Origin of the sequence: Dokdonia sp. R86516, from assembly GCF_044596715.1 — a bacterium.
In the GTDB taxonomy this organism is placed as follows: Bacteria; Bacteroidota; Bacteroidia; order Flavobacteriales; family Flavobacteriaceae; genus Dokdonia.
The window spans coordinates 1,605,261-1,630,007 of sequence record NZ_CP138998.1 but is presented as its reverse complement, the minus strand read 5'-3'; the positions used below and the strand labels follow the sequence as shown (position 1 = coordinate 1,630,007).

At 37.3% G+C, this 24,747-nt stretch carries 23 protein-coding genes and 1 tRNA gene; 12 read left to right on the top strand and 12 right to left on the bottom strand.

Translation table 11 applies throughout. The annotated features are described in order from the left end of the window. Positions 1-34: 34 nt before the first annotated feature. On the bottom strand, positions 35-757 hold the full coding sequence (locus SJY23_RS07435) for a DUF547 domain-containing protein (protein WP_396598043.1): 723 nt from the start codon (positions 755-757) through the stop codon (positions 35-37). Positions 758-1,113: 356 nt separating this feature from the next. Here SJY23_RS07435 and SJY23_RS07430 point away from each other — a divergent pair, with 356 nt between their 5' ends. The 8 genes from SJY23_RS07430 to SJY23_RS07395 all read left to right on the top strand — a co-directional run bounded on the left by SJY23_RS07430 (position 1,114) and on the right by SJY23_RS07395 (position 10,580). Then, on the top strand, positions 1,114-2,454 hold the full coding sequence (locus tag SJY23_RS07430; RefSeq protein WP_396598042.1) for an NAD(P)/FAD-dependent oxidoreductase: 1,341 nt from the start codon (positions 1,114-1,116) through the stop codon (positions 2,452-2,454). A 21-nt stretch (positions 2,455-2,475) separates the two neighbouring features. Continuing rightward, entirely contained in the window at positions 2,476-4,107 is a 1,632-nt protein-coding gene (locus SJY23_RS07425; RefSeq protein ID WP_396598041.1) for a 4Fe-4S binding protein, read from the top strand. A 268-nt stretch (positions 4,108-4,375) separates the two neighbouring features. Further along, entirely contained in the window at positions 4,376-5,065 is a 690-nt protein-coding gene (locus tag SJY23_RS07420; protein ID WP_396598040.1) for a GNAT family N-acetyltransferase, read from the top strand. Between the two features lie 5 nt (positions 5,066-5,070). Then, complete coding sequence (locus tag SJY23_RS07415; protein WP_396598039.1) at positions 5,071-5,613, top strand: DinB family protein; 543 nt, start codon at positions 5,071-5,073, stop codon at positions 5,611-5,613. A gap of 49 nt (positions 5,614-5,662) precedes the next feature. Then, entirely contained in the window at positions 5,663-6,028 is a 366-nt protein-coding gene (locus tag SJY23_RS07410; RefSeq protein WP_035334553.1) for a DUF2200 domain-containing protein, read from the top strand. Positions 6,029-6,352: 324 nt separating this feature from the next. Then, entirely contained in the window at positions 6,353-8,776 is a 2,424-nt protein-coding gene (locus tag SJY23_RS07405; RefSeq protein WP_396598038.1) for a TonB-dependent siderophore receptor, read from the top strand. Between the two features lie 63 nt (positions 8,777-8,839). Next, on the top strand, positions 8,840-9,964 hold the full coding sequence (locus SJY23_RS07400) for a PepSY-associated TM helix domain-containing protein (RefSeq protein ID WP_396598037.1): 1,125 nt from the start codon (positions 8,840-8,842) through the stop codon (positions 9,962-9,964). A gap of 142 nt (positions 9,965-10,106) precedes the next feature. Beyond that, complete coding sequence (locus SJY23_RS07395) at positions 10,107-10,580, top strand: DUF1572 domain-containing protein (protein ID WP_396598036.1); 474 nt, start codon at positions 10,107-10,109, stop codon at positions 10,578-10,580. A gap of 62 nt (positions 10,581-10,642) precedes the next feature. Here the strand turns inward: SJY23_RS07395 and accC are convergent, their stop codons facing one another. The 6 genes from accC to pdxA all read right to left on the bottom strand — a co-directional run bounded on the left by accC (position 10,643) and on the right by pdxA (position 15,719). Then, on the bottom strand, positions 10,643-11,995 hold the full coding sequence (gene accC / locus SJY23_RS07390) for an acetyl-CoA carboxylase biotin carboxylase subunit (protein ID WP_396598035.1): 1,353 nt from the start codon (positions 11,993-11,995) through the stop codon (positions 10,643-10,645). Between the two features lie 106 nt (positions 11,996-12,101). Next, positions 12,102-12,590: an acetyl-CoA carboxylase biotin carboxyl carrier protein gene (gene accB, locus SJY23_RS07385; RefSeq protein ID WP_035334558.1), complete on the bottom strand. Its 489-nt coding sequence runs from the start codon at positions 12,588-12,590 to the stop codon at positions 12,102-12,104. A 27-nt stretch (positions 12,591-12,617) separates the two neighbouring features. Further along, complete coding sequence (locus SJY23_RS07380) at positions 12,618-13,616, bottom strand: beta-ketoacyl-ACP synthase III (protein WP_035334559.1); 999 nt, start codon at positions 13,614-13,616, stop codon at positions 12,618-12,620. A 164-nt stretch (positions 13,617-13,780) separates the two neighbouring features. Next, entirely contained in the window at positions 13,781-13,978 is a 198-nt protein-coding gene (gene rpmF / locus SJY23_RS07375) for a 50S ribosomal protein L32 (RefSeq protein ID WP_013750156.1), read from the bottom strand. Positions 13,979-13,987: 9 nt separating this feature from the next. After that, on the bottom strand, positions 13,988-14,527 hold the full coding sequence (locus tag SJY23_RS07370) for a DUF177 domain-containing protein (protein WP_035337895.1): 540 nt from the start codon (positions 14,525-14,527) through the stop codon (positions 13,988-13,990). A 109-nt stretch (positions 14,528-14,636) separates the two neighbouring features. Beyond that, the gene (pdxA, locus tag SJY23_RS07365; protein ID WP_396598034.1) at positions 14,637-15,719 is read right to left on the bottom strand and encodes a 4-hydroxythreonine-4-phosphate dehydrogenase PdxA; all 1,083 of its coding nucleotides are present in this window, start codon (positions 15,717-15,719) and stop codon (positions 14,637-14,639) included. Between the two features lie 59 nt (positions 15,720-15,778). On the opposite strand from pdxA, the gene SJY23_RS07360 reads away from it, so the two are divergent. Further along, positions 15,779-16,366: a riboflavin synthase gene (locus tag SJY23_RS07360; protein ID WP_396598033.1), complete on the top strand. Its 588-nt coding sequence runs from the start codon at positions 15,779-15,781 to the stop codon at positions 16,364-16,366. Here SJY23_RS07360 and SJY23_RS07355 read toward each other — a convergent pair. From SJY23_RS07355 to mce, 3 genes are all read right to left on the bottom strand, one after another. Then, positions 16,350-16,544, bottom strand: a complete 195-nt coding sequence (locus SJY23_RS07355; protein WP_396598032.1) for a hypothetical protein — start codon at positions 16,542-16,544, stop codon at positions 16,350-16,352. The genes SJY23_RS07360 and SJY23_RS07355 overlap by 17 nt on opposite strands. Positions 16,545-16,816: 272 nt before the next feature. After that, positions 16,817-16,890, bottom strand: a tRNA-Ile gene (locus tag SJY23_RS07350). 76 nt (positions 16,891-16,966) lie between these two features. After that, positions 16,967-17,377: a methylmalonyl-CoA epimerase gene (mce, locus tag SJY23_RS07345; RefSeq protein WP_396598031.1), complete on the bottom strand. Its 411-nt coding sequence runs from the start codon at positions 17,375-17,377 to the stop codon at positions 16,967-16,969. Between the two features lie 160 nt (positions 17,378-17,537). Between mce and rbfA the strand changes: the two genes are divergently transcribed. Both rbfA and SJY23_RS07335 read left to right on the top strand, forming a co-directional pair. Further along, complete coding sequence (gene rbfA, locus SJY23_RS07340; RefSeq protein ID WP_035334563.1) at positions 17,538-17,930, top strand: 30S ribosome-binding factor RbfA; 393 nt, start codon at positions 17,538-17,540, stop codon at positions 17,928-17,930. Then, on the top strand, positions 17,931-19,136 hold the full coding sequence (locus SJY23_RS07335) for an ABC transporter permease (protein WP_396598030.1): 1,206 nt from the start codon (positions 17,931-17,933) through the stop codon (positions 19,134-19,136). On the opposite strand, the gene dusB is transcribed toward SJY23_RS07335, so the two are convergent. Further along, entirely contained in the window at positions 19,133-20,125 is a 993-nt protein-coding gene (gene dusB, locus SJY23_RS07330) for a tRNA dihydrouridine synthase DusB (RefSeq protein ID WP_035334565.1), read from the bottom strand. The genes SJY23_RS07335 and dusB overlap by 4 nt on opposite strands. Positions 20,126-20,351: 226 nt before the next feature. Beyond that, positions 20,352-22,763, bottom strand: a complete 2,412-nt coding sequence (locus SJY23_RS07325; RefSeq protein ID WP_396598029.1) for an outer membrane beta-barrel protein — start codon at positions 22,761-22,763, stop codon at positions 20,352-20,354. 135 nt (positions 22,764-22,898) lie between these two features. Between SJY23_RS07325 and lepA the strand changes: the two genes are divergently transcribed. Beyond that, positions 22,899-24,695: a translation elongation factor 4 gene (gene lepA, locus SJY23_RS07320; RefSeq protein WP_035334566.1), complete on the top strand. Its 1,797-nt coding sequence runs from the start codon at positions 22,899-22,901 to the stop codon at positions 24,693-24,695. The last annotated feature ends 52 nt before the right edge of the window (positions 24,696-24,747 follow it).

Below are 24,747 nucleotides of genomic sequence, written 5' to 3'. Positions count from 1 at the left end.
GTAATCTATACCAGCTCTAATGTACTAGAAATTATTATTTAGTATCATTAAGTGTCCAGTCATAAGGGTAGTATGACAGCTTTGCATCACTAGAAATAGCCTCTTTCCGGTATTTATTTAAAAAATCTATCTCTGTACCATTGCGTACAAAATCTTCTTTATACCATTCAAATATTTGAGAAATCTGCACCTTATTTCCTTTCACTTTAATGAAGTTAGGATTGTTTACAGCAAGCGTAGTCTGGCGTTGTAATTGTGATTTTAATTTGGCTGGTGTATATGCCTCATTGATGATAGGTGGACATCCTAGTCCTGCACATACTAGCACAAAGTGAAAACGAGGTTCACTTGGAAACGCTGCACGTAACTTCTTATTTTCTATATCGTTTAAAGTGATATTTGTCCCGCCTAACTTGAAGGTGTTTTTATCAAAGAAACCTTTTATAGATAGTGGTTGCTTTACCGGATATTTCTCTGTGATTCCTTTTATTACTGCTAGATTGTATGCGTTAATCCAAAACGATTGATACGTTGCCGCATCAGATGTGCTTACAGATATAGATGCTGCATTTTCTAATAGCTCATCTAGCGCTTGCGGATTTGCCTTTACAGCGGCATAGTTAACTAAACCGTTTTTTACGTTTGCCTTAAAGAAAGTATCTGCATCAGCAAAAAATGATGCAGTATCTTGAGCTTGGATATGCACACTTGACAAGGTGATTACGAGAAGTAGTGCGAGGTTGGTAATTGATTTCATAAGTAAACTTTTTCTGCACAATCGGTCGAGCTCAAATAAAGAGACTTACAACCAGATCATTAAAAATTTAAAATATGTAGTCCGTAACGCTCCATAATGAGCATCAAATTTTCCTTACAGCACTTTCTGCATTTAGATAAATTCTAAATAGACAGCATCCCGTTAAGTTTGTTATCTTTAAAACGACCCAAGGATATGTTATCTCATAGAAACAAGTTTTAATATGCTTGTTTAGACTACTATATATTTTGCTTTCGCGAAAGGGTAACAAAATGATTTTTTCGCGAAAGCGGGACAACAACAACCATACATTTCTTAATTTTTACTTAGGTGAAAATTATATAAAACCAACCTCTATGCAAGAACACATCGTCATTATAGGCAACGGGATTTCTGGCGTTACAACCGCCCGTCACATCCGCAAAGCTTCTGACAAAAAGATCACCATCATTTCTGCCGAAACAGATCACTTCTTTTCTCGCACAGCGCTTATGTATATCTATATGGGACATATGAAATATGAGCACACAAAACCGTATGAAGATTACTTCTGGAAGAAAAACCGTATTGATCTTAAACGCGCTTTTGTAGAGACAGTAGATCACGAGAATAAGCAATTACTACTCTCTGGCGGCGAAAAAATGAGTTATGATAAGCTGGTGCTTGCAGTGGGATCTACTCCTAATAAATTTGGCTGGCCAGGGCAAGATCTAGATGGTGTACAAGGGTTATACTCAAAACAAGATCTAGATATGCTAGAGGCAAATGCTCCAGATAAAGAAACCTGTAAACGTGCTGTGGTAGTAGGTGGCGGTCTTATAGGTATTGAGATGGTAGAAATGCTGCTCACGCGTGATATACCGGTCACATTTTTAGTAAGAGAAAATAGTTTCTGGAATGGCGTTTTACCACAAGGAGAAAGCGAGATGATTAACAGACACATTAAATCTCACCACGTAGATTTACGTTTAGGCTTTAATCTAGATAGTATTCTAGCAGATGATAATGGTAAAGTGCGCGCTGTAACTATAAAAGAGACAGGAGAAGAAATAGCCTGCAACGTAGTAGGGCTTACCGCTGGTGTGTCTCCTAATGTGGCTTTCTTAAAAGATAGCGGTATTGAGTTAGGCCGAGGTATTAAGGTAAACCCTATGCTGGAGACTAATATAAAAGATATTTATGCCATAGGTGATTGTGCAGAGCAACACGAGGGTATAAACGGCCGTAGACCCATTGAAGCTGTCTGGTATACGGGCAGAATGATGGGAGAAGCACTTGCTCAGACATTAACTGGCAATCCTACCGCATATAACCCTGGTCACTGGTTTAATAGTGCAAAATTTATGGATATAGAGTACCAGACGTATGGATGGGTGTTCTCAAAACCTAAAGAAGGCAATACACACTTTCACTGGATGCATAAGGATGATAACAAGTGTATCACTATAGAGATGCAAGAGAGTACTCGCAAGTTTGTGGGTATAAATAACTTTGGTATCAGGCTACGTCACGAGCTATTTGACCGCTGGCTTACTGAGGAACGCACAACAGATTATGTGCTAGAGCATCTTAAAGATGCAAACTTTGATCCTGAGTTTTACAGCCATTACGAGAAGGATATTCTCGATGCTTATAATGTTGCATACGGGACATCACTTAGTCCCAAAAAGAAAAGCTGGGAAAGAATTTTTGCATAACCAACCTAACGACTTACACTTATGAAAATTATTAAAAACCTAGGCTTGGTGATCTTTATTACTGGGCTTGCCATCTGGACAGCTTCCATCTTTATGGGAGACTTCACCTTACAACAAAAACAACTTGATTCCTTTATTTCTGAAAAAGGAATTAAAAGTGAGCTAGTAGCTCAAAAAATCTCAGATAACGTAGTGGGTAAAAAACTAGGCACATTTGCTTTTACAGGTGCCGTAAGAGATGCCCTTGCTCAAAACAATGACTACTATGATGCACAAATTGCAAAATATGATGCGGCAAAGGAGTGGGATAAAAAAGGAGAACAATATCAGTACAGAATAAATGATAAAGACTTTCAAGCCTTTAGCTTCTCACTAGCCAAAAAAGCCGGAACAGGATTTATAGTAGAAAACAAAGGGCTTATGTGGTTCTTAACCTTTGGGCTAGGGATACTAGGAGCTCTTATGTTCATTTTTCCTAATCTTGTGTTATTAGGCAAACCAGGTATCAAAAATGACCACGTATATCACGAGGCAGCAACCAATAGAGGATGGATTGCCTGGCTGGTGCTTGTGTACCTCGTACTATTTTATCTCGTGCTTTATTTTAATGCAGACTATGTGGTAAACTGGACATTTATACTCGACCCCATAAGTAATGCCCTTAACGGAGGCGATGCGAGCCAGTGGTTTGTATATGGCTTTTTATACTGTGTGATTATGGTAACGATGGCGGTGCGTATGTATATAAAATACCGTCACAATAAATACCAGATTGTACGTACTACCTCTGTATTATTCTTTCAGATTGTATTTGCCTTTCTTATCCCTGAGATTATGGCAAGTTTAGGAAAGCCTGGTTATGATTTTAAAAACGCATTCCCACTAGATTATGATTTCTTCTTTGAGTGGAATCTCGACACACTTACTCAGAGTGGTGGTTTAGGTATATTCATCCTCGTATGGGGTGTTGTGCTTACACTAGTGATTGTACCGGTAATGGTTTACTTCTTTGGAAAAAGATGGTACTGTAGTTGGGTTTGTGGTTGTGGAGGCCTTGCCGAAACTCTTGGTGATCCCTACCGCCAGCATTCTAATAAATCTATGAAAGCCTGGAAACTTGAGCGCTGGCTCATACACTCGGTACTCGTGTTTTCACTTGTGATGACTCTCGTCACATTATACTGTTACTTTACCGGTGCAGAAGCTTTTTTAGGAATCAACTCGCAGTGGATAAAAGACACCTATAGCTTCTTGATAGGAGCTTGGTTTGCAGGAGTAATCGGGACGGGGTTCTATCCTATTTTTGGTAACCGAGTATGGTGTCGTTTTGGATGCCCACTAGCAGCTTACTTGGGGTTTGTACAACGTTTTAAATCTCGTTTTAGAATCACTACAAACGGAGGGCAATGTATCTCTTGTGGTAACTGTTCTACCTATTGTGAGCAAGGAATTGATGTACGTGCATATGCTCAAAAGGGAGAGAACATCGTACGTTCTAGCTGTGTAGGTTGTGGTGTATGTAGCGCAGTATGTCCTCGTGGCGTACTTAAATTAGAAAACGGACCAGAAGCAGGTCGTATCAACCCTACCCAAGTACTACTAGGTAATGATGTAGACCTTATGGATTATGTGAATAACAAAGAGGCAAGCTAGAAGATTTTTTACGCTTTCGCGAAAATGTGATATTTCAAAAGACCACCTCAGGAAACTGTGGTGGTTTTTTTGGGTTTCTAGCAAAGCTAAACGAACATGAACAGTAGACGTAGTTCCTAAAATCAAACCTAATTCTCATTCAAGGTAAAGCTTGATATGTTATCTTTAAAAGATATAAAATCTTTGAAAATCGTTTTATTTTCAGCTGTAACCATCTATCAAAATCACTATTGATCAATAATAAAATAATATAGTCTCATTTAAAATAATGACAACCCTACCTCAACAATTAGAAAACCCTGTCTGGTATTCTTTACGTGAAACGCATAAAAAGTTTGCTGTTACTTTTGATGGTGTTCTGTTTTATAATCCCGCGGTATGTACGTTTGGGGCTTTCTTTGATGAGGCGAAGACTGCAAGCGCTTCTAGGGAATATATAAATACTAGAAAAGATTTCTTCTTTGTTTCAGAAAACCAAACGCCCCAAGTAGATGACTCAACGATTGTTCTAGAAAGAAAAATTGATGGTTGCCAGATGGTGTTGAAAGAATTAAGTGGCGTTGCAATCACAGAAGAGATTATATTATTGGATGAGTCTTATATTGATGAGATTTATGAGCTCGTATGGTTAGTAATGCCTGGCTTCTATCAAAAACGAAGCTTTGAAATGGGCAATTTCTATGGAATTATTAAAAACGATAAACTAGTTGCTATTGCTGGACAACGCATGCAAACCAATTTGTTTGTAGAAATAAGCTCAGTAGTTACCCATCCAGATTACACCAAGCAAAAACTAGCTAGTCAGCTCATTGCTTACAACGCTCAAGAGATTTTAAAAGAAAACAAAACACCCATCTTACATACCAATAAAGGAAACCTTGCAATCCCATTATATAAAAGATTAGGATTTGAGGTCACTAGGGATATGAACTGGTGGTTATATTGTAGAAAAGAGTGAATACTATGAGACAACTTTTTATCTTATCAATCATTTTATGTTTTAGTGCCAGCGACACCTTGTTATATGCTCAAGAAACTAATTTCATAAATGACTATATACAGCGTTTAGAAAACTCCCAAAAATATCTCAATCTCGTTGCAGAAGCAATGCCCAGTGAGAACTACAGCTACAGAGTGACGCCTGAATCTAGCAGTTTTGAAGAAAATCTAATGCACATTGCATGGGCAATGGATTGGCATAGCGAATCACTTTTGAATGGTCGTCCAGCAAGAAATTGGGAGACAGATAACGAACTTAAAGTTGCTTCCAAAACTAAGGAGGAAATGATCGCTGCTGTAAACAAGACTTTTGAACACACCGTCAAATTAATCCAAGAGCTTGATACAACCAAATTAAATGACACAGTAGCCTACGGCAATTTGCAACGCACAAAGCGCCAAGTGTTACTTATCCTTACAGATCACATAACCCATCACAGGGCACAAATGCTAGTTGCATTAAGACTTAATGGCTTAGTACCTCCACGGTATATGTTGTATCAGTAATGTAAATTTTCAAATCTTCTTTAATATTTTTTCAAATCTCCGGCAAATTATGAAAACTACACCTGCACATAATAACCGTATAGCAATCATGACGTTTTCATCTGTGTATCCTCACTATGTTGCTAAAGTGGAGAAAAAAGGTAGGACTAAAGAAGAGTTGCATAAGGTAATTATGTGGTTAACGGGATATAGCAAATCTGAGCTTGACGAGCATATAAACACAAAAACAACGTTTACTACATTTTTTAAAAATGCATCACTTCATCCTAATGCTCAGCTTATCAAAGGAGTTATTTGCGGTTATCGTATTGAAGAAATAGAGAACGATCTTACTCGACAAGTTAGATACCTTGACAAACTAGTTGATGAACTAGCCAGAGGTCGTTCTATGGAAAAAATCTTACGCACACTATAACATTTTCGCTTTAAGCTTATTCAATAAGTAATTTATGAGCGCATATTTCTTGATCACCGCCTACTCTTAATAGTGGCGGGCAATTTTGTAACACAAATTCTTGATGCCATAATCTTGATATTCTGGAGGATAATTTTTACTTGCTCTACACAATTCTGGACTCAAATCATTGCTAGTAAACTTTTAAAACTACTCTATAAAGCATCGATTATAAATCGACGCTAAAAAAACTATTTAGAATTATTATAAATAATTTGGTCATTTAAAAAGACATGGATATGTTTGCATCAAATTTACTATTTATATTAAGTCTAAATAAAAACAATGAAACAATTTTTACCAATCTTAAGCCTCATATTGCTTACAAATATGGCTATTGCTCAACAAGGCTCCATCACCGCCACTGTTGTAGATGCAAATCAATCTCATCTATACGGTGTTAATGCTACCCTCAACACATCAAAACAAGGGACACAAACAGGAAATGATGGAACATTTATTATTAAAAATGTGAGTGATGGAACTCATGTTCTTACAATCTCATATCTAGGTTTTAAAACAAAAAAATTTACAGTAACAGTAGCAAATAATCTACGTACTACCTTGGACACAATCACGCTGTATGAAGGAAACGAAATCCTATCTGAAGTGATTTTAGAAGGAGAACGACGTAATAAATTTTCAAGGAAGAAAACCGCTTACGTTGCAAAACTACCTTTAAAGGACATTGAAAACACGCAAGTATATAGCACTATCACAAATGATTTATTAAAGTCTCAAGTAATCACAAACTTTGACGATGCCCTTAAAAATGCAACAGGTGTCGAACAGTTATGGACTTCTACAGGACGTGGTGGTGATGGTGCAGGGTATTTTTCCTTACGAGGTTTTTCTGTGCAACCACAGTTAGTTAATGGATTACCAGGTCTTACAAATGGAACTATAAACCCCGCAAACATAGAGCGCATAGAAGTCTTAAAAGGTCCCTCTGCTACACTTTTTGGCAATGCAGTAAGTTCCTATGGAGGCCTTATAAATGTAGTTACTAAAAAACCATACGCAGGGACTGGTGGAGAATTATCTTTTACTTCTGGAAGCTACGGCCTCAATCAGATTGTAGGTGATTTTAACACTCCTCTAAGTAAGGATGACAATCTATACTTTAGACTAAATACAGCATATACTACTGAACAAAGCTTTCAAGATGCAGGTTTTAGAAAATCATTTTTTGTTGCTCCTTCTCTATCATATAAGGTAAATAACAAACTGTCATTTTCATTCTATGGAGAAATCACTCAAGCAGAACAAACAAACCCAACATTTCTATTCTTAAATAGAAGCGCCCCTACCCAAGCATCTAATCTTGATGAATTAGGCTACAACAACAAATTGTCATTTACAAGTAATGAACTTACTTTAGAAAACCCTACACAAAATTATAGGGTGGAGATGGACTATAAGTTATCTGAATCATGGCAATCACAAACCTTGTTATCTAGAAGCGCTACATCTACAAAGGGATATTACTCGTACTTATTTGACTTTGGTATTCTAGGCAATGACACATTCTCTCGATTTATCAATAAACAAAATGCTAACACCCAGACTACAGATATACAACAGAATTTTGTAGGTGATTTTAAAGTAGCATCTCTTAGAAACAGAGTGGTATTAGGTATTGATTACTTCAATGCAACAGAAACTAACAATAGCTCAGGTTATGCTTTTTATGGTAATGTAACTCCAGATGGCGGAATTAATAATGACAATCCATTTACGGCAGATGTTGAAAACACACCGTTTCCGTTATCAACATCTGCAGTAGATGCGGCTATTGCAACTCAAGGTGTAAGTAACATCAAATCAAAATATCACATCTACAGTCTATACGCATCTGATGTACTCAACCTAACGGAATCGCTATCTGCTATGGTGGGATTACGATTAGACCATTTTGATAATGAAGGTGATCTGGCAAATCCTAATGATGACTATAACCAAACTACACTCTCGCCTAAGTTCGGCCTATTATATCAACCTATAAAAGATGTTCTTTCCGTATTTGGGAACTACCAGAATGGTTTTACAAACGTAGCTCCACAACTCGTAGGAAATCCAGAAGATGGACCGCAAACTCTACAAACTTTTGATCCAGAGCAAGCTAATCAAGTTGAGTTTGGTTTAAAAACAAACCTTTTTAATAATAAGCTTAACGCTACCCTAAGCTACTATGACATTACGGTAAAAGACCTCGTGATTACTGATCCGTCCTCGCCATTCAATAAAATTCAAGGCGGAGAAGTTACAAGTAGTGGTTATGAAATTGAAATAAATGCAAATCCGCTAAAAGGATTAAATATAAGAGCCGGATACAGTAATAATGATAGTGAAACCACAGCATCTGATAACGCCGAAATTCTCAACCGTAGACCACTAGAAGCTGGTCCCGAAACACTTTATAACTTCTGGACAAATTATGAATTTCAAGAAGGAACTCTAGATGGGTTTGGAATGGGATTAGGATTTAATGGAGCAAGTGAGCGACTTGCTATAAACTATGCATCAACCGGAACGTTTACACTTCCAAGTTATGTTATTGCAAATGCCTCAATTTTCTACCAGGCAGATAAATATAGGATAGGTCTAAAGGTTAATAATGCTTTTAATAAAGAATATTACAAAGGCTGGACAACCATCAACCCACAAACGCCAAGAGCAGTAATGGCAAACATTTCATATAATTTTTAATTAGCCCACTAAAGAGAATATGACCATCTGGTCGTGTTCTCTTTTATTTAAAAATCTCTGATAATGACTAACAAAAAAATCATATTTCAAATTCATAAAATACTTGGTCTAGCTACAGGTATAGTTGTTTTTATAGTTGCTATTACAGGGTGCTGCTGGGCTTTTAGAGAAGAGATTGAGCAGCTTTATGATGATTATAAAGCGGTCACACCTCAAGATTTGCCTATTCTTACTCCCACCGAGGCAAAGATGCTTGCACAAGAAGTATTTCCAGAAAACACAGTACACGGAACCGTCTTCAAAAAAGCTGGTAACGCTGTAGAAGTAATATTTTATGATGCTGAACCAGAATTCTATCAAAGCGTCTTTCTCAACCCTTATTCTGGTGAGGTTATTCAAGTAGACAATCATCTTACAGGTTTCTTTGCTTTTATACTCAAAGGACATATGCGCCTATGGTTACCTAAAGATATGGGAGAGCAAGTGGTTGGTATATCCATACTACTATTTATTGCCATAATTATTTCGGGATTTATCTTATGGATTCCTAAAAAGCGTAAAAATATTAAACAACGCATACGCTTTGACTGGAAAAAAACAACGAGGTGGAAGCGCAAAAACTTTGATTTGCACACAGTCGTAGGTTTTTACATTTGCTCCTTAGCATTAATTATAGCTTTTACAGGATCTATGATGTCGTACAATTGGCTCAAATATGTAGTGTATAAATCGACGGGTGGAGATAAGGAGGTTCAGTTTATAATTCCAGATAACGTAAATAGTCGTCAAGACTCTGTAGGACTATTACCTATAGACAACCTCATTGTAAAATTACTTAAGGAAAATCCCGAAGCAGAAGCCTTTGAGCTCCACTACCCTCAATCTACAGATGAAAGTATATATGTGGAAGTATCAAACAGTAAGGGTCTCTATTATGATGCAGATTTTAGATTTTTTGATCAACATACTCTAGAAGAGTTAACCACTCCAAGTATATATGGAACATATAAAAATGCTAGTGTGGCAGATAAAATACAGAGAATGAATTACGACATACATATAGGTGCTATAGGAGGTATTGCGGGAAAGATTATAGCATTTTTAATAAGTTTACTTACAGCCACATTACCTATAACAGGTGTTTTATTATGGTACGGAAGAACATACAAAAAGAAGGGTAGCGTATAGTTTTTCACAAAGCACTCTTTAAAAAAATGTTCAAGCTTTTAGACTAACACACTTAATATTGTGGGGATTAATAAAGTCTTCTTTTGGTAGGTACGCTTTCGCGAAAGCGTAATAAACAATATCTTGTCAGAAAGCTACACAGATGACTACTTCACATTTACTAAGCAAACACTTACAGCAGTTCATTACGGGGCCTAATCTGACCGGATCTCACCTGTCACAACACTTGGATGATGTTTCCATCAAAGAGGCAAACATAAGCCTCTATGGGGTCAATAGCATAGCACAACTAGTATTTCATATAGACTATTATATAAGTGCAGTAGGAGACGTGCTAGAGGGCAAACCACTTCTTGCTAAGGATTCTTTAAGTTTTGATGCTCCCGTAATCACTACTGAAACAGCCTGGCAGTCACAAAAAGAACAGCTCTATACATCAATACATCGCTGTGCTCAACTAGCAAAAAGTTTTCCTCAAGAAAAATTAAAGGAAGAATTTGTATTAAAAAAATATGGGAGTAATGAGCATAATCTACTAGGTTTACTAGAACACTCACATTACCATTTTGGGCAGATAGTAATTATAAAGAAAATGTTGCGTGCTGGATTAAGGTGATCAAAGGCTACACTTTAAATCAAAAAAAATCTCGATAATACTATCGAGATTTTTTTAAAAAACTATTCTTGTTCTGCTGGCTTCATTACAAAGTCTTCCATAAACTTCGTGGTATAATTACCTGCTATATAATCTGGGTGATCCATTAATTGCCTGTGGAAAGGTATTGTAGTTTTAATTCCTTCTATCACAAACTCATCAAGAGCACGTTTCATTTTATTAATTGCCTCTTCTCTTGTTTGCGCAGTAGTAATCAACTTTGCAATCATTGAGTCATAATTAGGAGGAATCATATAACCACTATAAACGTGCGTATCTATACGAACTCCATGACCGCCTGGTGCATGTAAGTTTGTAATACGTCCAGGTGACGGTCTAAAGTCATTATATGGATCTTCTGCGTTAATACGACATTCTATTGAGTGCAGTTGTGGGTAGTAATTCTTACCAGAAACTGGTACACCTGCAGCAACAAGTATTTGCTCACGGATCAAATCGTAATCTACCACTTGCTCTGTAATAGGGTGCTCTACTTGGATACGAGTATTCATCTCCATAAAGTAGAAGTTACGATGCTTATCTACTAGAAACTCTACCGTACCTGCTCCTTCATACTTAATAAATTCGGCAGCTTTTACAGCAGCATCTCCCATACGCTCACGTAGGTCGTCCGTCATAAATGGTGACGGTGTTTCTTCTGTAAGTTTTTGGTGACGTCTTTGTACAGAACAATCTCTTTCAGATAGGTGGCATGCTTTACCATTACTATCTCCTACAATCTGGATCTCGATATGGCGTGGCTCTTCAATAAGCTTTTCCATATACATCCCGTCATTTCCAAATGCAGCAGCACTTTCTTGACGAGCTCCTTCCCAAGCTTTAAGAAGGTCTTCTTCTTTCCACACGGCACGCATACCTTTACCACCACCACCGGCAGTAGCTTTAAGCATTACTGGGTAACCAGTCTCAATAGCTAGTTTCTTACACTCTTCAAAATCTGCAATAATCCCGTCAGATCCAGGTACACAAGGTACTCCTGCGGCTTTCATTGTTTCTTTTGCTGTAGCTTTGTCTCCCATTTTAGAAATCATCTCTGCAGATGCTCCTATAAATTTGATATCGTGCTCCTCACATATTTTTGAAAACTTAGCATTTTCAGATAAGAAACCATATCCTGGGTGAATTGCATCTGCATTTGTAATCTCAGCAGCAGCAATTACGTTAGACATTTTAAGGTATGACTCATTACTAGGTGCTGGGCCTATACAAACGGCTTCATCTGCAAATTTTACGTGTAAACTCTCACGATCTGCAGTAGAGTAAACAGCAACAGTTTTGATGCCCATCTCCTTACATGTGCGTATTACACGAAGTGCAATCTCACCACGATTTGCTATAAGTATCTTTTTAAACATAGTGTTTATTTTTTATTGTGGTACGTACTGTTGAGTAGTAAAATTACGCTTTCGCGAAAGCGTACTACCCCAATACCTCCTCAATGATTAAAATACCCGCAAGGGATTATGATGGATCTACCAAGAATAATGGTTGATCAAACTCTACAGGAGAAGAATCGTCTACAAGAATCTTTACGATTGTTCCAGATACTTCACTTTCGATCTCGTTAAAAAGCTTCATCGCTTCAATAACACAAAGGACATCTCCTTCTGAGATTTGTTTTCCTACCTCAACAAACATAGGCTTGTCTGGTGCAGGCTTTCTATAGAAAGTTCCAATTATAGGAGACTTTATAGTGATATATTTTGAGTTTTCGTCTTCAGCTGGAGCTGCTGGTGCAACTGGTGCTGCGGCAGCAGGAGCAGGTGCTGCAGGAGCTGGCGCCTGTGGTGCCATCTGCATTGCAGGCATTTGCTGTACAAAAGTAGTAGGTGCCTTATCATCTTCGCCAGTCTTGATAGTGATTTTTACGTCATCCATCTCAAGTTTTACTTCGCTCGCGCCAGACTTTGCAACAAATCTGATCAGGTTTTGAATTTCTTTTAAATCCATAAGTGTTTGAATTTAGCTTGTTTAGTTTTAGTTGGAGTCATATGCCCACTTGAAGTAAATAGAACCCCAAGTGAATCCGCCGCCAAAGGCAGCAAATACAATATTATCTCCTTTTTTTAGTTGGTTTTCGTAATCACTCATCAGCAAAGGTAAGGTAGCTGATGTGGTATTTCCATACCTATGTATGTTTATAAGTACTTTGTCATCATCAAGACCCATTCGCCTTGAGGTAGCGTCTATGATACGCTTATTTGCTTGATGCGCGATAAGATAATCTACGTCATCTCCAGTAAGGTTATTACGTTTCATTATTTTATCACTTACATCTGCCATATTAGACACTGCAAATTTAAAAACAGTCTTTCCATCTTGAAAAACTGTGTGTTGCTTATTATCGACCGTTTCTTGTGAGGTAGGTAGTATACTTCCTCCAGCCTCAATCTTTAAGAACTCTCTACCTATTCCATCAGATCGCAATAACTCATCTTGTAATCCTAACCCTTCTTCATTGGGCTCAAACAAGACAGCCCCAGCACCATCACCAAAGATGATACAGGTAGTTCTATCTGTATAGTCTATAATAGAGGACATTTTATCTGCCCCGATAAGAAGTACTTTTTTGTAACGACCAGACTCAATATAACTCGCTGCTGTAGACATCCCATAAAGGAAACTAGAGCAAGCCGCCGAAAGGTCAAATGCAAAGGCATTTACGGCTCCTATTTGAGTTGCAGTATACACTGCTGTGGATGCAACAGGCATATCTGGTGTTGCAGTAGCAACTATGACCATATCAATTTCTGAAGGATCAAGTTGTCTTTTTGCAAGAAGATCTTGGGCTGCCTTCACGGCTAGAAACGATGTTCCCTTTCCCTTTTCCTTGAGGATTCTACGTTCTTTAATACCAGTGCGAGAGGTGATCCACTCATCATTAGTGTCTACCATACCTGCCAGGATTTCATTGGTCAAGACATAGTCTGGAACGTAAGCGCCTACAGCTGTAATTGCCGCTGAGATTTTACTCATTTGTTTCAGTTAGATTTTTTTCGAATATTGACGATTATAGTCAAAAACGAGGGGAAAAATACTAAAAATTGATCAAAACCAGCCTTTAATTAACTTTTTTTGATCAATTGTGAGCATAAAAAAAACTCTCACGTTGTGAGAGTTCTATTTTATAAAAGCAAAGCTTACGCTTCTACTTCTTCCGTCTTATCAATAACTACTTGACCTCTATAGTACAACTTCCCTTCAAACCAGTGTGCTCTATGGTAAAGGTGTGCTTCTCCAGTTGTTGGATCTACAGCTATTTGTGGTATAGCAGCTTTGTAATGCGTTCTTCTTTTATCTCTTCTTGTTTTGGAGATTTTTCTCTTAGGATGTGCCATTACGTACTCTTATTTATCTGTTAATAGTTTTTTTAAAGAATCCCATCTAGGATCTGTATCTTCTTTTTCTTCTTTTACTTTTTGATCTGGAATACTTAATTCTTCCAACTTATCTAATATATCTGACTGTAATGTTCCATCTGCAATACCAGGGTGAACCCTTTTATTAGGTAAGGCAAGAATAATAAGCTCATAAATATATTGAGCCACATTTACCTCATATTCACCGTAAGGCAAGATTAAAATATCCTCAATATCATCATTAAACTCATGACCAAACTTTACTACGAGCGTATAATCATCTTCTACATGCTCATCATAAGGCTCATTTGTAACATCACAATTTACATTGATAGTTCCTGATATCTTAAAATCAAACTCCATTAAGGTAGTCTTCTTTGTTAAGAGAAGAGTAGCCTCAATGTTTGCATCATTAAAGTCATCATATTCAAAAAGATCAAAGAACGATTTTGTAATCGTGTAATCAAATGTATGCTCTCCCTCTTTTAAACCTACGTATTGTATGGTGTATGGTTTCAATCCTTTCATCACATCAGCCATTTGGAGCGTGCAAAGATACATAATTTTTTATATCACAAAGCACAAGCTCAATTTTATTTTAATTCTACACAAATACCAAAAAAAATCTTTCAGCACTTTACTTCTTTGCAGGCGGCCTACCTGACCGCTCTCTACCAGGACGTCTAGGAGACACTCTAAGAACATCCTTTGTAATCTCTTTATATTCCTTCCTTTTATTAAAAATTTTTACCGCCGAAAAAACAGCCTCTCTAAAAGAACCTTCATCTGCCGTAGATTTTCCAGCGATCTCGTAAGCAGTTCCATGATCTGGAGAAGTACGAATTTTATCTAGCCCCGCAGTATAATTTACTCCTTTACCAAAAGACAATGTCTTAAATGGGATCAATCCCTGATCGTGATAAGCAGCAAGAATAGCATCAAAATTTTTATAGTTACCTGACCCAAAGAAGCTATCTGCTGCATACGGCCCATAGACTAACTGACCACTTGCTCGCATTTTTTCAAGTGTAGGTATCAACACTTTATCATCATCATCCCCTATCACTCCATTATCACCCACATGAGGATTGATGCCTAGCAATGCTATTTTAGGCCTATCCACTCCAAAATCCTGCTTTAAAGCACTATATAATGTATTTACTTTCTTTACAATCACCTCTGGCGTGATCTCACTAGCAACATCTTTTACAGCTACATGATCAGTAAGTAAGCCTACCTTGAGCGTATCTGTAATCATAAGCATCATTGCATCTCCCTCTAACTCTTGAGCTAGATAATCTGTGTGACCTGGGAATGCAAAATCTTCTTTCTGAATATTAGCTTTATTAATAGGAGCAGTAACAAGCACGTCTATGTCTCCGTTTTTAAGTGCCTTAGTAGCTTCCACAAAAGATTTCAAAGCATAATCGCCTGCTGTTTCAGTTGCCTCACCCCACTTAATCTCTACAGGCTCTTTCCATAAATTATAGACATTTATTTTATTATCTAACGCTTTCGCGAAAGCGTCTATTCCATGAAACTCCCCCTGCAACTTCAAAGACTTCTTGATATAAGAAAGTGTCTTTGCCGAAGCAAAAATGATAGGAGTACAAAAATCAAACATCATCACCTCTGAAAATGTCTTTATCACAACCTCTGCCCCTATTCCATTTAAATCTCCAATAGAAATCCCTACACGTACTTTTTGATCTTTATTCATGTGATGCCTCTAGCGTTTTGTATTTTTACAACACAAAAGTAACCAAATAAAATCCATTCATGTTCACAGGTATTATCGAAGATCTTGCTACCATAGTTTCTATTGAAAAAGACCAAGAAAATATACACTACACCGTAAAAAGCGCCATCACTAGTCAACTTAAAATTGACCAAAGTGTAGCCCACAACGGTGTTTGCCTCACGGTAGTTGACATAAAGGATGACACCTACAAAGTTACCGCCATACAAGAAACACTTGACAAAACTAATCTTAACAGCCTCACTACTAACGACACTGTTAATCTAGAGCGAGCTATGCAACTAGGCGCACGTCTTGACGGTCATATTGTACAGGGCCATGTAGACCAAGTGGGAACATGTACTAATATTGAAGAAGAAGATGGAAGCTGGAGGTTTACGTTTAAATATGACACCTCTCTTGGAAATGTCACTATAGAAAAGGGATCTATTACTGTAAACGGAACAAGCTTAACGGTGGTAGACTCTACAGAAGGAGGTTTTAGCGTAGCTATTATTCCATACACATACGAAAACACTGTATTCAAGCACTTTATCGTAGGCACGGAGGTAAACTTAGAATTTGATGTGATAGGAAAATACGTAAAACGACTTACGCAGGGCTATTAGATCTCACCCTATTAATCTTGTAAGCATAAAAAGCACCTGCAAGAACACCTAAAATTACTAACACTATAATATGATCATCTATAGGCGCAACAAGTCCTGGCAATGATGAAGTCCTTGTACCTGGAGGCGGAGGTCCATCTTGCGCATAGCTAGCCATTCTTACAAATAAGAGAAGCATAGTTAACATGAAAGTTCTGAGATTGGGGCTCATAATAATTCAAAAGTAATACTCTTTGGCTGTAAAGCAACTTTATCAGCTCTAAGAGTTCGAGTTGGGTATGTTTGTGTATTTCGACACCAATAATACGCATTTTAACGGAATAACAAACAAATTACTTGTTATTTTAATTTAAAATAAGAACACAATAAAATATCAACTTAGACAGATTATCTAGTTGATATTTTACTAAAACGATAAAGTTTATGGATATTGTATTCTTAACAAAAAAGTGGTCCCACTTGGGCTCGAACCAAGGACCCTCTGATTATGAGTCAGATGCTCTAACCAACTGAGCTATGGGACCGTTGTTTTCTATGTTTCTCAGATGAGGTTGAAAACGGCTGCAAATTTAAAACAAATCTTAACCTAACCAAAGGTTTTTATTGCAAATTATCTATTTCTTGACATAATTCTATCAAAACTCCTCCAGCAGTCTTAGGATGCACAAAGGCAACCAGCTTATTATCAGCTCCTTTCTTAGGTTTTTCATTTAATAAAATAAAGCCTTCTTTTTTTAGTCGCTCCATTTCTTCTACGATATTATCCACTGCAAAAGCTATGTGATGTATACCCTCCCCTGTCTTTTCTAAAAATTTAGCAATAGGTCCATCCTCTGTGGTTGCCTCTAATAATTCTATTTTATTAGGCCCAGATTGAAAGAAAGAAGTACGCACTCCTTCTGAGGCTACTTCTTCTATTTTATAATGAGCTACACCAAGTAACTTCTCGTATAAATTATTTCCCGCCTCGAGATCCTTAACCGCAATCCCTATATGCTCTATTTTTTTCATAGTTTATTTAATTTGTAACACACAACTATGTTGTTGTAATAATGTGTTGCCCAGTTTAGCTTTCGCGAAAGCGTAATTACTTCATTTATTATTGGTAAAGTTCGATGATAACTTGTTTACACAAAAGTAATACAATTCAAAAAACGTATTTTTGCAGTCTATGGAATCAAACAGACAGAAAAAAGTAGCAGGAGTTCTTCAGAAGGATCTTGCAGAAGTTCTTCAGAACGCACTACGTGACAGTGGTAAGGGAGGCATCATTGTGTCCGTTACTAAAGTAAAAGTTCCTACAGATCTTTCTATTGCCAAAGTATACCTAAGCGTTTTCCCTAACGACAAAGCAGCTGATATACTCAAAGAGGTAAATCAAGTAAAACCTATTATAAGACACAATATCTCTCAACGCACACGCCACCAACTACGTCGCATGCCTGAGTTACAATTTTATATAGATGATACGCTAGAGTATCTGGACGGTATTGAACGATCTCTTAAGCGCGAGGAAAACCCACTAGAAGACCGCAGCCTACTAGCCCGACGTAAAAAGATATAAATGCAATTTCCCTATTATATTGCAAAAAGATATCTCATTTCAAAAAGCGGCACCAATGCCGTAAATATCATCACATTAGTATCTGTAGTAAGCATTATACTAGGAACGCTTGTGTTGTTTATCGTACTATCTGCGTTTTCTGGACTTAAGGAGTTTAATTTATCTATAACTTCTATTATAGATCCAGATCTAAAAATTGCTCCAGCTTCAGGAAAGACCATCACCCTATCTCCAGATCAAGAACGGCAACTAAACTCCTTAAAAGGCGTAGCTTCTTATTCTAAAATTATTGAAGAACGTGCATATCTAGAATATGATGGAAGGACTTCACTAGCTTTCTTAAAAGGGGTAGATGAGCGCTACCTAGATGTCACTCAAATGGACAGCACCATTTTTGTAGGCTACTGGCCTAGTCCTGGAGAACCTGAAGTTTCTATGGGACTTCTCGTGCGCAAGCGCCTCTCAATAAACGTAGGAGATTATGGAAGCCTTGTGACTATCATGACTCCAAAACCAGGCACTGGTCAGATTACAGACCCAACGCAGGCCTTTAATTCTTCTAAAGCGATGGTGAGCGGTGTCTTTCAAGCAGGAGATGCGCTTGACAACGATCACGTTTTTGGTAATATTGATTTTGTAGGCTCTCTTCTTAATTATCCAGTAAATCAAATAAGCACCATCGAGTTTAAACTTAATCCAAATGCAGATGAAGATAATCTGCGAGATGAGTTAAGTGCTATTTTTAATGATAATATCATTATTAAGAATAGAATAGAGCTTAACGATGCTCTTTATAAAATGCTTAATACAGAGAATCTGGCTTTATACTTTATATGTACGCTCGTACTTATTATCGCTCTATTTAGCTTCGTAGGAAGTCTAATTATGATTATTGTAGATAAACGCAAGCACATCAAAACACTCAGCGACTTAGGAGCGACATTACCTACTATTAGAAAGATAATATTTACTCAAGGAGCACTTATGATTGTGATAGGAGGCGCCATTGGTATTTTACTAGGTGCAATCCTTATAATCCTGCAGCAACAATTTGGCTTTATACCTATCACTGCAGAGCTTCCTTACCCTGTAAAATTTGAGGTAGTTAATATTGTACTTGTATACGCCACAATATTAGTACTAGGTTTTCTAGCAGCAAGACTTGCCGCTACTAGAATAAATAGAAAACTTATAGAGGATTCTTAAACGAACTGGTAGTCACCAAATTCCTTTTCTATAAGATCAAGTGCTGCAAAAACATCTTCGCTTTGATCTGATGTCACAAGCTTCATACGATATTCTTTAAAGTGAGGAATCCCTCTAAAGTAATTTGTATAGTGTCTTCGTGTTTCAAAAACACCTAGTACTTCACCTTTCCAATCTATGGACATTTGCAAGTGACGCCTAGCAGCTTCTATACGTTCTTTCATAGTTGGAGGCGCCTTGTGTGTACCCGTCTCCATAAAATGCTTTACTTCATTAAAAAACCAAGGATACCCTATACTTGCACGACCTATCATAGCACCATCTAGTCCATATTTATCACGCATCTCAACAGCGCGTTCTGGCGTATTTACATCACCATTACCAAACACTGGAATATGCATACGAGGATTATTCTTCACCTCTGCAATAGGAACCCAGTCTGCATCACCCTTATACATTTGAGCCCTTGTACGCCCGTGAATAGATATGGCAGCACAACCTACATCCTGTAATCTCTCTGCAACCTCCACTATTTTTATACTGTCGTGATCCCACCCAAGACGAGTTTTTACCGTTACTGGCAGTTTGGTATGATTTACCATCGCCTTGGTCAAACTCACCATTAAATCAATATCCTTTAAAATTCCCGCTCCTGCTCCTTTTGAAACCACCTTTTTTACGGGACACCCAAAGTTGATATCTATAATATCTGGGCCACTCGCCTCTACAATCTCTATACTGCGCAGCATAGACTCTTCGACAGCACCAAATATTTGAATCCCGACAGGGCGTTCTTTTTCATAAATATCAAGCTTCATGACACTCTTTGCAGCATCTCTTATCAAGCCCTCACTAGAGATAAACTCCGTATACACCACATCTGCTCCCTGCTCTTTACATAACGCTCTGAAAGGCGGATCACTCACATCTTCCATAGGTGCAAGTAAAAGCGGAAAATCCCCTACATCTATATCTCCTATTTTTGCCATTATTCGGTATTAAAAAGAGTGGTAATAAATCTCACCACTGTATTATTATAAAGGTCTATGTTTTAAATACGCTTTCGCGAAAGCGTAACAACCGCAAAGGTACTTTCTTTTTCTAAGCGAATAAAATGAAGAACTCAAGAAGCACTGGAAAACCGGATTTAATACCAAATAACAAAACCACTTCGCTGAAGTGGTTTTGTTATAATATATGCGATGGATACTTATCTTAATTATTGATTCTATCTCGCTCTGCCTTATCTAAATCACGATTATTATCTTTCAATTTGTAGTTTCCAAAATTATATTTGAACCCAACTCTAAGAAACTGAGTTTCCAATTCAGGAAAATATTGATTATCGAGCCCTTCATATTTCGCTGACACTACTGCATTTGCTTGATTGAGAATATCACCCACCGTTAAGCTCAAAGAAGCCCTCTTATTCCATAGCGATTTACGAAGACCTAAATCTAATTGAATAGTTTCATCTTGCGTATACGAGCCTACAATAAAGCGAGATAAATACTCAAAAGTCACAAAACCCGTTAAGGTTTCTTCTTTATCTAATGTAAGATAGTTTCCTATATAAGCATAAAATCCGTTTATATCGTTTTTAAAGCTAGTGTTGGTAGACCTGTTTATCAAGAATGAATCCTCCTCATGAAAAGCACTCAGATATACACTAGTGTAAAGCCAGCTACTTATAGAGCGCCCATGGCTAAAGTCTAGCCCCCATGATTTACTACCTAATGCATTCTGGCTGTCTGACCTCAGCACTTGATTCTCGTTGTCTTGCGTAGCTACCGTTACGATGTTCTCTCCATTATCTCTATAGTAAACATCAAAAAAGTATTCATCTTTTAATGAATAATTCACATTGAATTGATGGCTAAAGGATGGTTGCAACCCAGAATTTCCTATTATAAAGTTATTCTCATTTATGAAATATGCAAAAGGATTAAGGTCTTGGTAACGTGGCCTTTCCAACCTGCGAGAATAATCTATTGCAAAGCTGTGATTTTCAAAAGGGCTATATTGCACATAAGCACTAGGAAATAGTTCTAAGTAATCTAGCTCAGTCTTTGTGTTTAAAACAATTGAGTTACCTACGCTATTTGTTTGCTCAGCTCTTAAACCGCCTTTAATAGACCACTTTTCCCAATCTCTATTAAACGAAATGTATGCAGCGTATACATTTTCATCATACAAGAAGTTATCATTTTGAGCCTGCTCAAGTCCGGTATTTTCTACATTGTTTAGATCAAAAAAATCAATTTTAGATTGAGAGTCTATAATAGCCACTTTGGCTCCTGACTCAAAAAGGACCTTGCCAAAACTCGTATTATAATCTACTTGCCCTGTAAAAATTTCAATATCCTGAGTGGCATCTGTTGCAAATCTTACGTTACTGAGCACATCATTACTTTGATCTGTATAAGTAGACCCCAGTCGCTGTAGTTTACTGCGATTAAAACTAGTAAAATGCGCACTAGTACTGAGCTCCCCTTTCTCTAAAGCATAGGTATGTTTTAAATCAAAAGCAATATTATTACGATCGCTATCTATAGAACTCTGTGTTCTTATAAAAAATGGATCTTGTGATGTAGATAACACATCTGTAGTAGCTCTTGTAAATTCAAAAACATCTGGAGAGAATAAACCTATTACAGACAAGCTTAGCTGTGATTTTTTATTCACCTCATAATCGACTACAAGATTTGTATTGTGTGCCTTAGACCATGTCTTGCGCTCAAAATCTTGATCCCATATCGTACTAACTCCTTGATTTAAATAATTAATTGAGTTATCACTCTGCTTTGTAGCTTTAAGAGGGTTGTAACTGTAATTAAAAAACAGACTCACTTTGTCATTTTTAAAAAAATGACTGGTCCCAAAAGTATGCTTAGGGTAAATTGCATACGTACCTGTAGCACTTACATTTCCTTTATAACCCGCTGCAACAGCCTTAGATGTATTAATATTTAAAATAGCTCCTCCTTCTGCATCATATTTGGCTGGAGGATTTGTAATTACCTCTACAGACTTAATATTATTTCCATCTAGACTCTCTAGCAAACTTCGTATCTCTTCAACACTAAGTTGTACTTTTCTATCATTGAGATATACAGCCACTGGCTGATTTCTAACATTTATTCCTCCTTGAGTAATCACCACAGCTGGAGTACGTCTTAAGATATCTAATGTACTTCCTGTAGAGAGAATACTATTTTCCACATTAAAAACAAGTCTATCTGCTTTACGAGAAACAGTGGGTGTCTTGGCCGTAATGGTAATTTCATCAAGGCTTTCTTGGCTAGCTTGTAAAACAACTGGAGGAATCGTTTTATTTCCCGAAAGGGAAAACACCTCAGTTGTAGCATCTTCATACCCTACAAAACTTACTTTAATATAATACTGCTCAGATGCTTTGATGGAAGAAATCACAAAAGACCCATTGTCTTCTGTAATAGTACCTTGTAAAATCTCCTTTTCGGCGTCAAGCAAAACCACGTTTGCAAATGGAATAGGTTGTGCATTAACATCTTGCACTTCACCATTAATGTTAAAGTCTTGAGAATAAACGGAAAACGCCGTTAACACAATGATTATTAGAATGAGGGAATTCTTAATTTCTGTCATAAGTTGTTAAAAATAGGTACAAACCTAATAATGAGCACAATGTATTTAACATTTTTTTATAATAATTATTCTAATCTGCAATACGGTTACAATATGACCTCATATCTCGTATATTTGCAGTCTATTTGAGAGACTATGAAGAACATTAGAAATTTTTGCATAATTGCCCATATTGACCACGGTAAAAGTACACTTGCAGATCGTCTACTAGATGAGACTGCTACGGTTACAAAGCGTGAGTCTCAAGCACAGCTGCTAGACAGTATGGACTTAGAGCGTGAGCGTGGTATTACAATAAAATCTCATGCTATACAGATGGAGTATGTGCATGAAGGAGAGCATTATGTTCTTAATCTCATAGACACTCCTGGCCACGTAGACTTTTCATACGAAGTTTCTAGAAGTATCGCAGCTTGTGAAGGAGCATTACTAGTAGTAGATGCTGCTCAAAGTATACAAGCACAAACTATCTCAAATCTTTACTTAGCATTAGAAAATGATCTCGAGATTATACCAGTTCTTAATAAAATAGATCTTCCTAGTGCAAATCCAGAAGAAGTAACAGATGATATTGTAGACCTTTTAGGTTGTGAACCAGAAGATATCATACCTGCATCTGCAAAAACTGGAATTGGAATTAAAGAAATACTAGCTGCGGTAATCGATCGCATTCCTGCACCAAAAGGAAATCCAGATGAGCCACTCCAAGCTTTGATATTTGATAGTGTTTACAATCCTTTCCGTGGTGTGGAGACCTACTTTCGTGTAATTAATGGAAGTATTAAGAAAAACCAACAAATCAAATTTGTTGCTACAGGAAACACATACGGGGCGGATGAGGTAGGAACTTTAAAACTAACTCAAGCTCCAAAACAAGAAATTAAAGCAGGAGATGTAGGATATTTAATCACAGGTATTAAAGATGCCCGCGAAGTAAAAGTAGGTGATACTATTACAGATGCAAAAAACCCTACCCAAAACGCTATTGCAGGTTTTGAAGATGTAAAACCAATGGTATTTGCAGGTATCTACCCAGTGGACACAGAGGACTACGAAGAGCTTCGTAACTCTATGGAAAAACTACAACTTAATGATGCTTCTCTAGTTTTTGAACCAGAAAGTTCGGCTGCACTAGGTTTTGGTTTCCGTTGTGGATTCCTTGGAATGCTTCACCTAGAGATCATACAAGAACGTCTTGAGCGTGAGTTTGACATGACGGTTATCACGACAGTACCTAACGTGTCTTACCATGCCTTTACTCATAAAAACCCTGAGGAGATTATTTTAGTAAACAATCCTTCAGATCTTCCTGAGCCTTCTTCATTAAACCGTGTAGAAGAACCATTTATTAAGGCAACAATCATCACAAAATCTGATTTTGTAGGACCTGTGATGTCTTTATGTATAGAAAAAAGAGGTCAGATTGTAAGCCAGACATACCTTACTACAGAAAGAGTAGAGCTTAATTTTGACATGCCACTTGCAGAGATTGTTTTTGACTTCTATGATCGTCTTAAAACAGTATCAAAAGGATATGCTTCTTTTGATTATTCTCCTATAGGTCTACGCGCATCAAAACTTGTAAAAGTTGACGTGCTTCTTAACGGTCAAGCGGTAGATGCTCTGTCTGCATTATTACACCAAGACAATGCTTACGATATAGGTAAGCGTATGTGTGAAAAACTAAGAGAGTTAATACCACGCCAGCAATTTGATATCCCAATACAAGCAGCTATTGGAGCTAAAATCATCTCTCGTGAGACGGTTAAAGCTCTTCGTAAGGATGTAACTGCTAAATGTTATGGTGGAGATATCTCTCGTAAGCGTAAGCTACTAGAAAAACAAAAGAAAGGTAAGAAGCGTATGCGCGCCGTGGGTAATGTAGAGATCCCACAAGAAGCGTTTATGGCGGTTCTTAAGTTGAATGACTAATCATCAACAGCAATAATAACAAAGGGTGCAGTTTACAAACTGCACCCTTTTT

Bases quoted from the DNA above. Each gene is read 5' to 3' on its own strand.
- SJY23_RS07355 (WP_396598032.1), bottom strand. From the start codon at position 16,544: ATGCTTCTCTTATTTGTAAGAATGGCTAGCTATGCGCAAGATGGACCT.
- SJY23_RS07405 (WP_396598038.1), top strand. From the start codon at position 6,353: ATGAAACAATTTTTACCAATCTTAAGCCTCATATTGCTTACAAATATG.
- rpmF (WP_013750156.1), bottom strand. From the start codon at position 13,978: ATGGCACATCCTAAGAGAAAAATCTCCAAAACAAGAAGAGATAAAAGA.
- SJY23_RS07335 (WP_396598030.1), top strand. From the start codon at position 17,931: ATGCAATTTCCCTATTATATTGCAAAAAGATATCTCATTTCAAAAAGC.
- lepA (WP_035334566.1), top strand. From the start codon at position 22,899: ATGAAGAACATTAGAAATTTTTGCATAATTGCCCATATTGACCACGGT.
- SJY23_RS07430 (WP_396598042.1), top strand. From the start codon at position 1,114: ATGCAAGAACACATCGTCATTATAGGCAACGGGATTTCTGGCGTTACA.
- SJY23_RS07435 (WP_396598043.1), bottom strand. From the start codon at position 757: ATGAAATCAATTACCAACCTCGCACTACTTCTCGTAATCACCTTGTCA.
- SJY23_RS07410 (WP_035334553.1), top strand. From the start codon at position 5,663: ATGAAAACTACACCTGCACATAATAACCGTATAGCAATCATGACGTTT.
- mce (WP_396598031.1), bottom strand. From the start codon at position 17,377: ATGAAAAAAATAGAGCATATAGGGATTGCGGTTAAGGATCTCGAGGCG.
- dusB (WP_035334565.1), bottom strand. From the start codon at position 20,125: ATGGCAAAAATAGGAGATATAGATGTAGGGGATTTTCCGCTTTTACTT.
- accB (WP_035334558.1), bottom strand. From the start codon at position 12,590: ATGGATTTAAAAGAAATTCAAAACCTGATCAGATTTGTTGCAAAGTCT.
- SJY23_RS07360 (WP_396598033.1), top strand. From the start codon at position 15,779: ATGTTCACAGGTATTATCGAAGATCTTGCTACCATAGTTTCTATTGAA.
- SJY23_RS07415 (WP_396598039.1), top strand. From the start codon at position 5,071: ATGAGACAACTTTTTATCTTATCAATCATTTTATGTTTTAGTGCCAGC.
- SJY23_RS07325 (WP_396598029.1), bottom strand. From the start codon at position 22,763: ATGACAGAAATTAAGAATTCCCTCATTCTAATAATCATTGTGTTAACG.
- SJY23_RS07395 (WP_396598036.1), top strand. From the start codon at position 10,107: ATGACTACTTCACATTTACTAAGCAAACACTTACAGCAGTTCATTACG.
- SJY23_RS07425 (WP_396598041.1), top strand. From the start codon at position 2,476: ATGAAAATTATTAAAAACCTAGGCTTGGTGATCTTTATTACTGGGCTT.
- rbfA (WP_035334563.1), top strand. From the start codon at position 17,538: ATGGAATCAAACAGACAGAAAAAAGTAGCAGGAGTTCTTCAGAAGGAT.
- SJY23_RS07400 (WP_396598037.1), top strand. From the start codon at position 8,840: ATGACTAACAAAAAAATCATATTTCAAATTCATAAAATACTTGGTCTA.
- accC (WP_396598035.1), bottom strand. From the start codon at position 11,995: ATGTTTAAAAAGATACTTATAGCAAATCGTGGTGAGATTGCACTTCGT.
- pdxA (WP_396598034.1), bottom strand. From the start codon at position 15,719: ATGAATAAAGATCAAAAAGTACGTGTAGGGATTTCTATTGGAGATTTA.
- SJY23_RS07420 (WP_396598040.1), top strand. From the start codon at position 4,376: ATGACAACCCTACCTCAACAATTAGAAAACCCTGTCTGGTATTCTTTA.
- SJY23_RS07370 (WP_035337895.1), bottom strand. From the start codon at position 14,527: ATGAAAGGATTGAAACCATACACCATACAATACGTAGGTTTAAAAGAG.
- SJY23_RS07380 (WP_035334559.1), bottom strand. From the start codon at position 13,616: ATGAGTAAAATCTCAGCGGCAATTACAGCTGTAGGCGCTTACGTTCCA.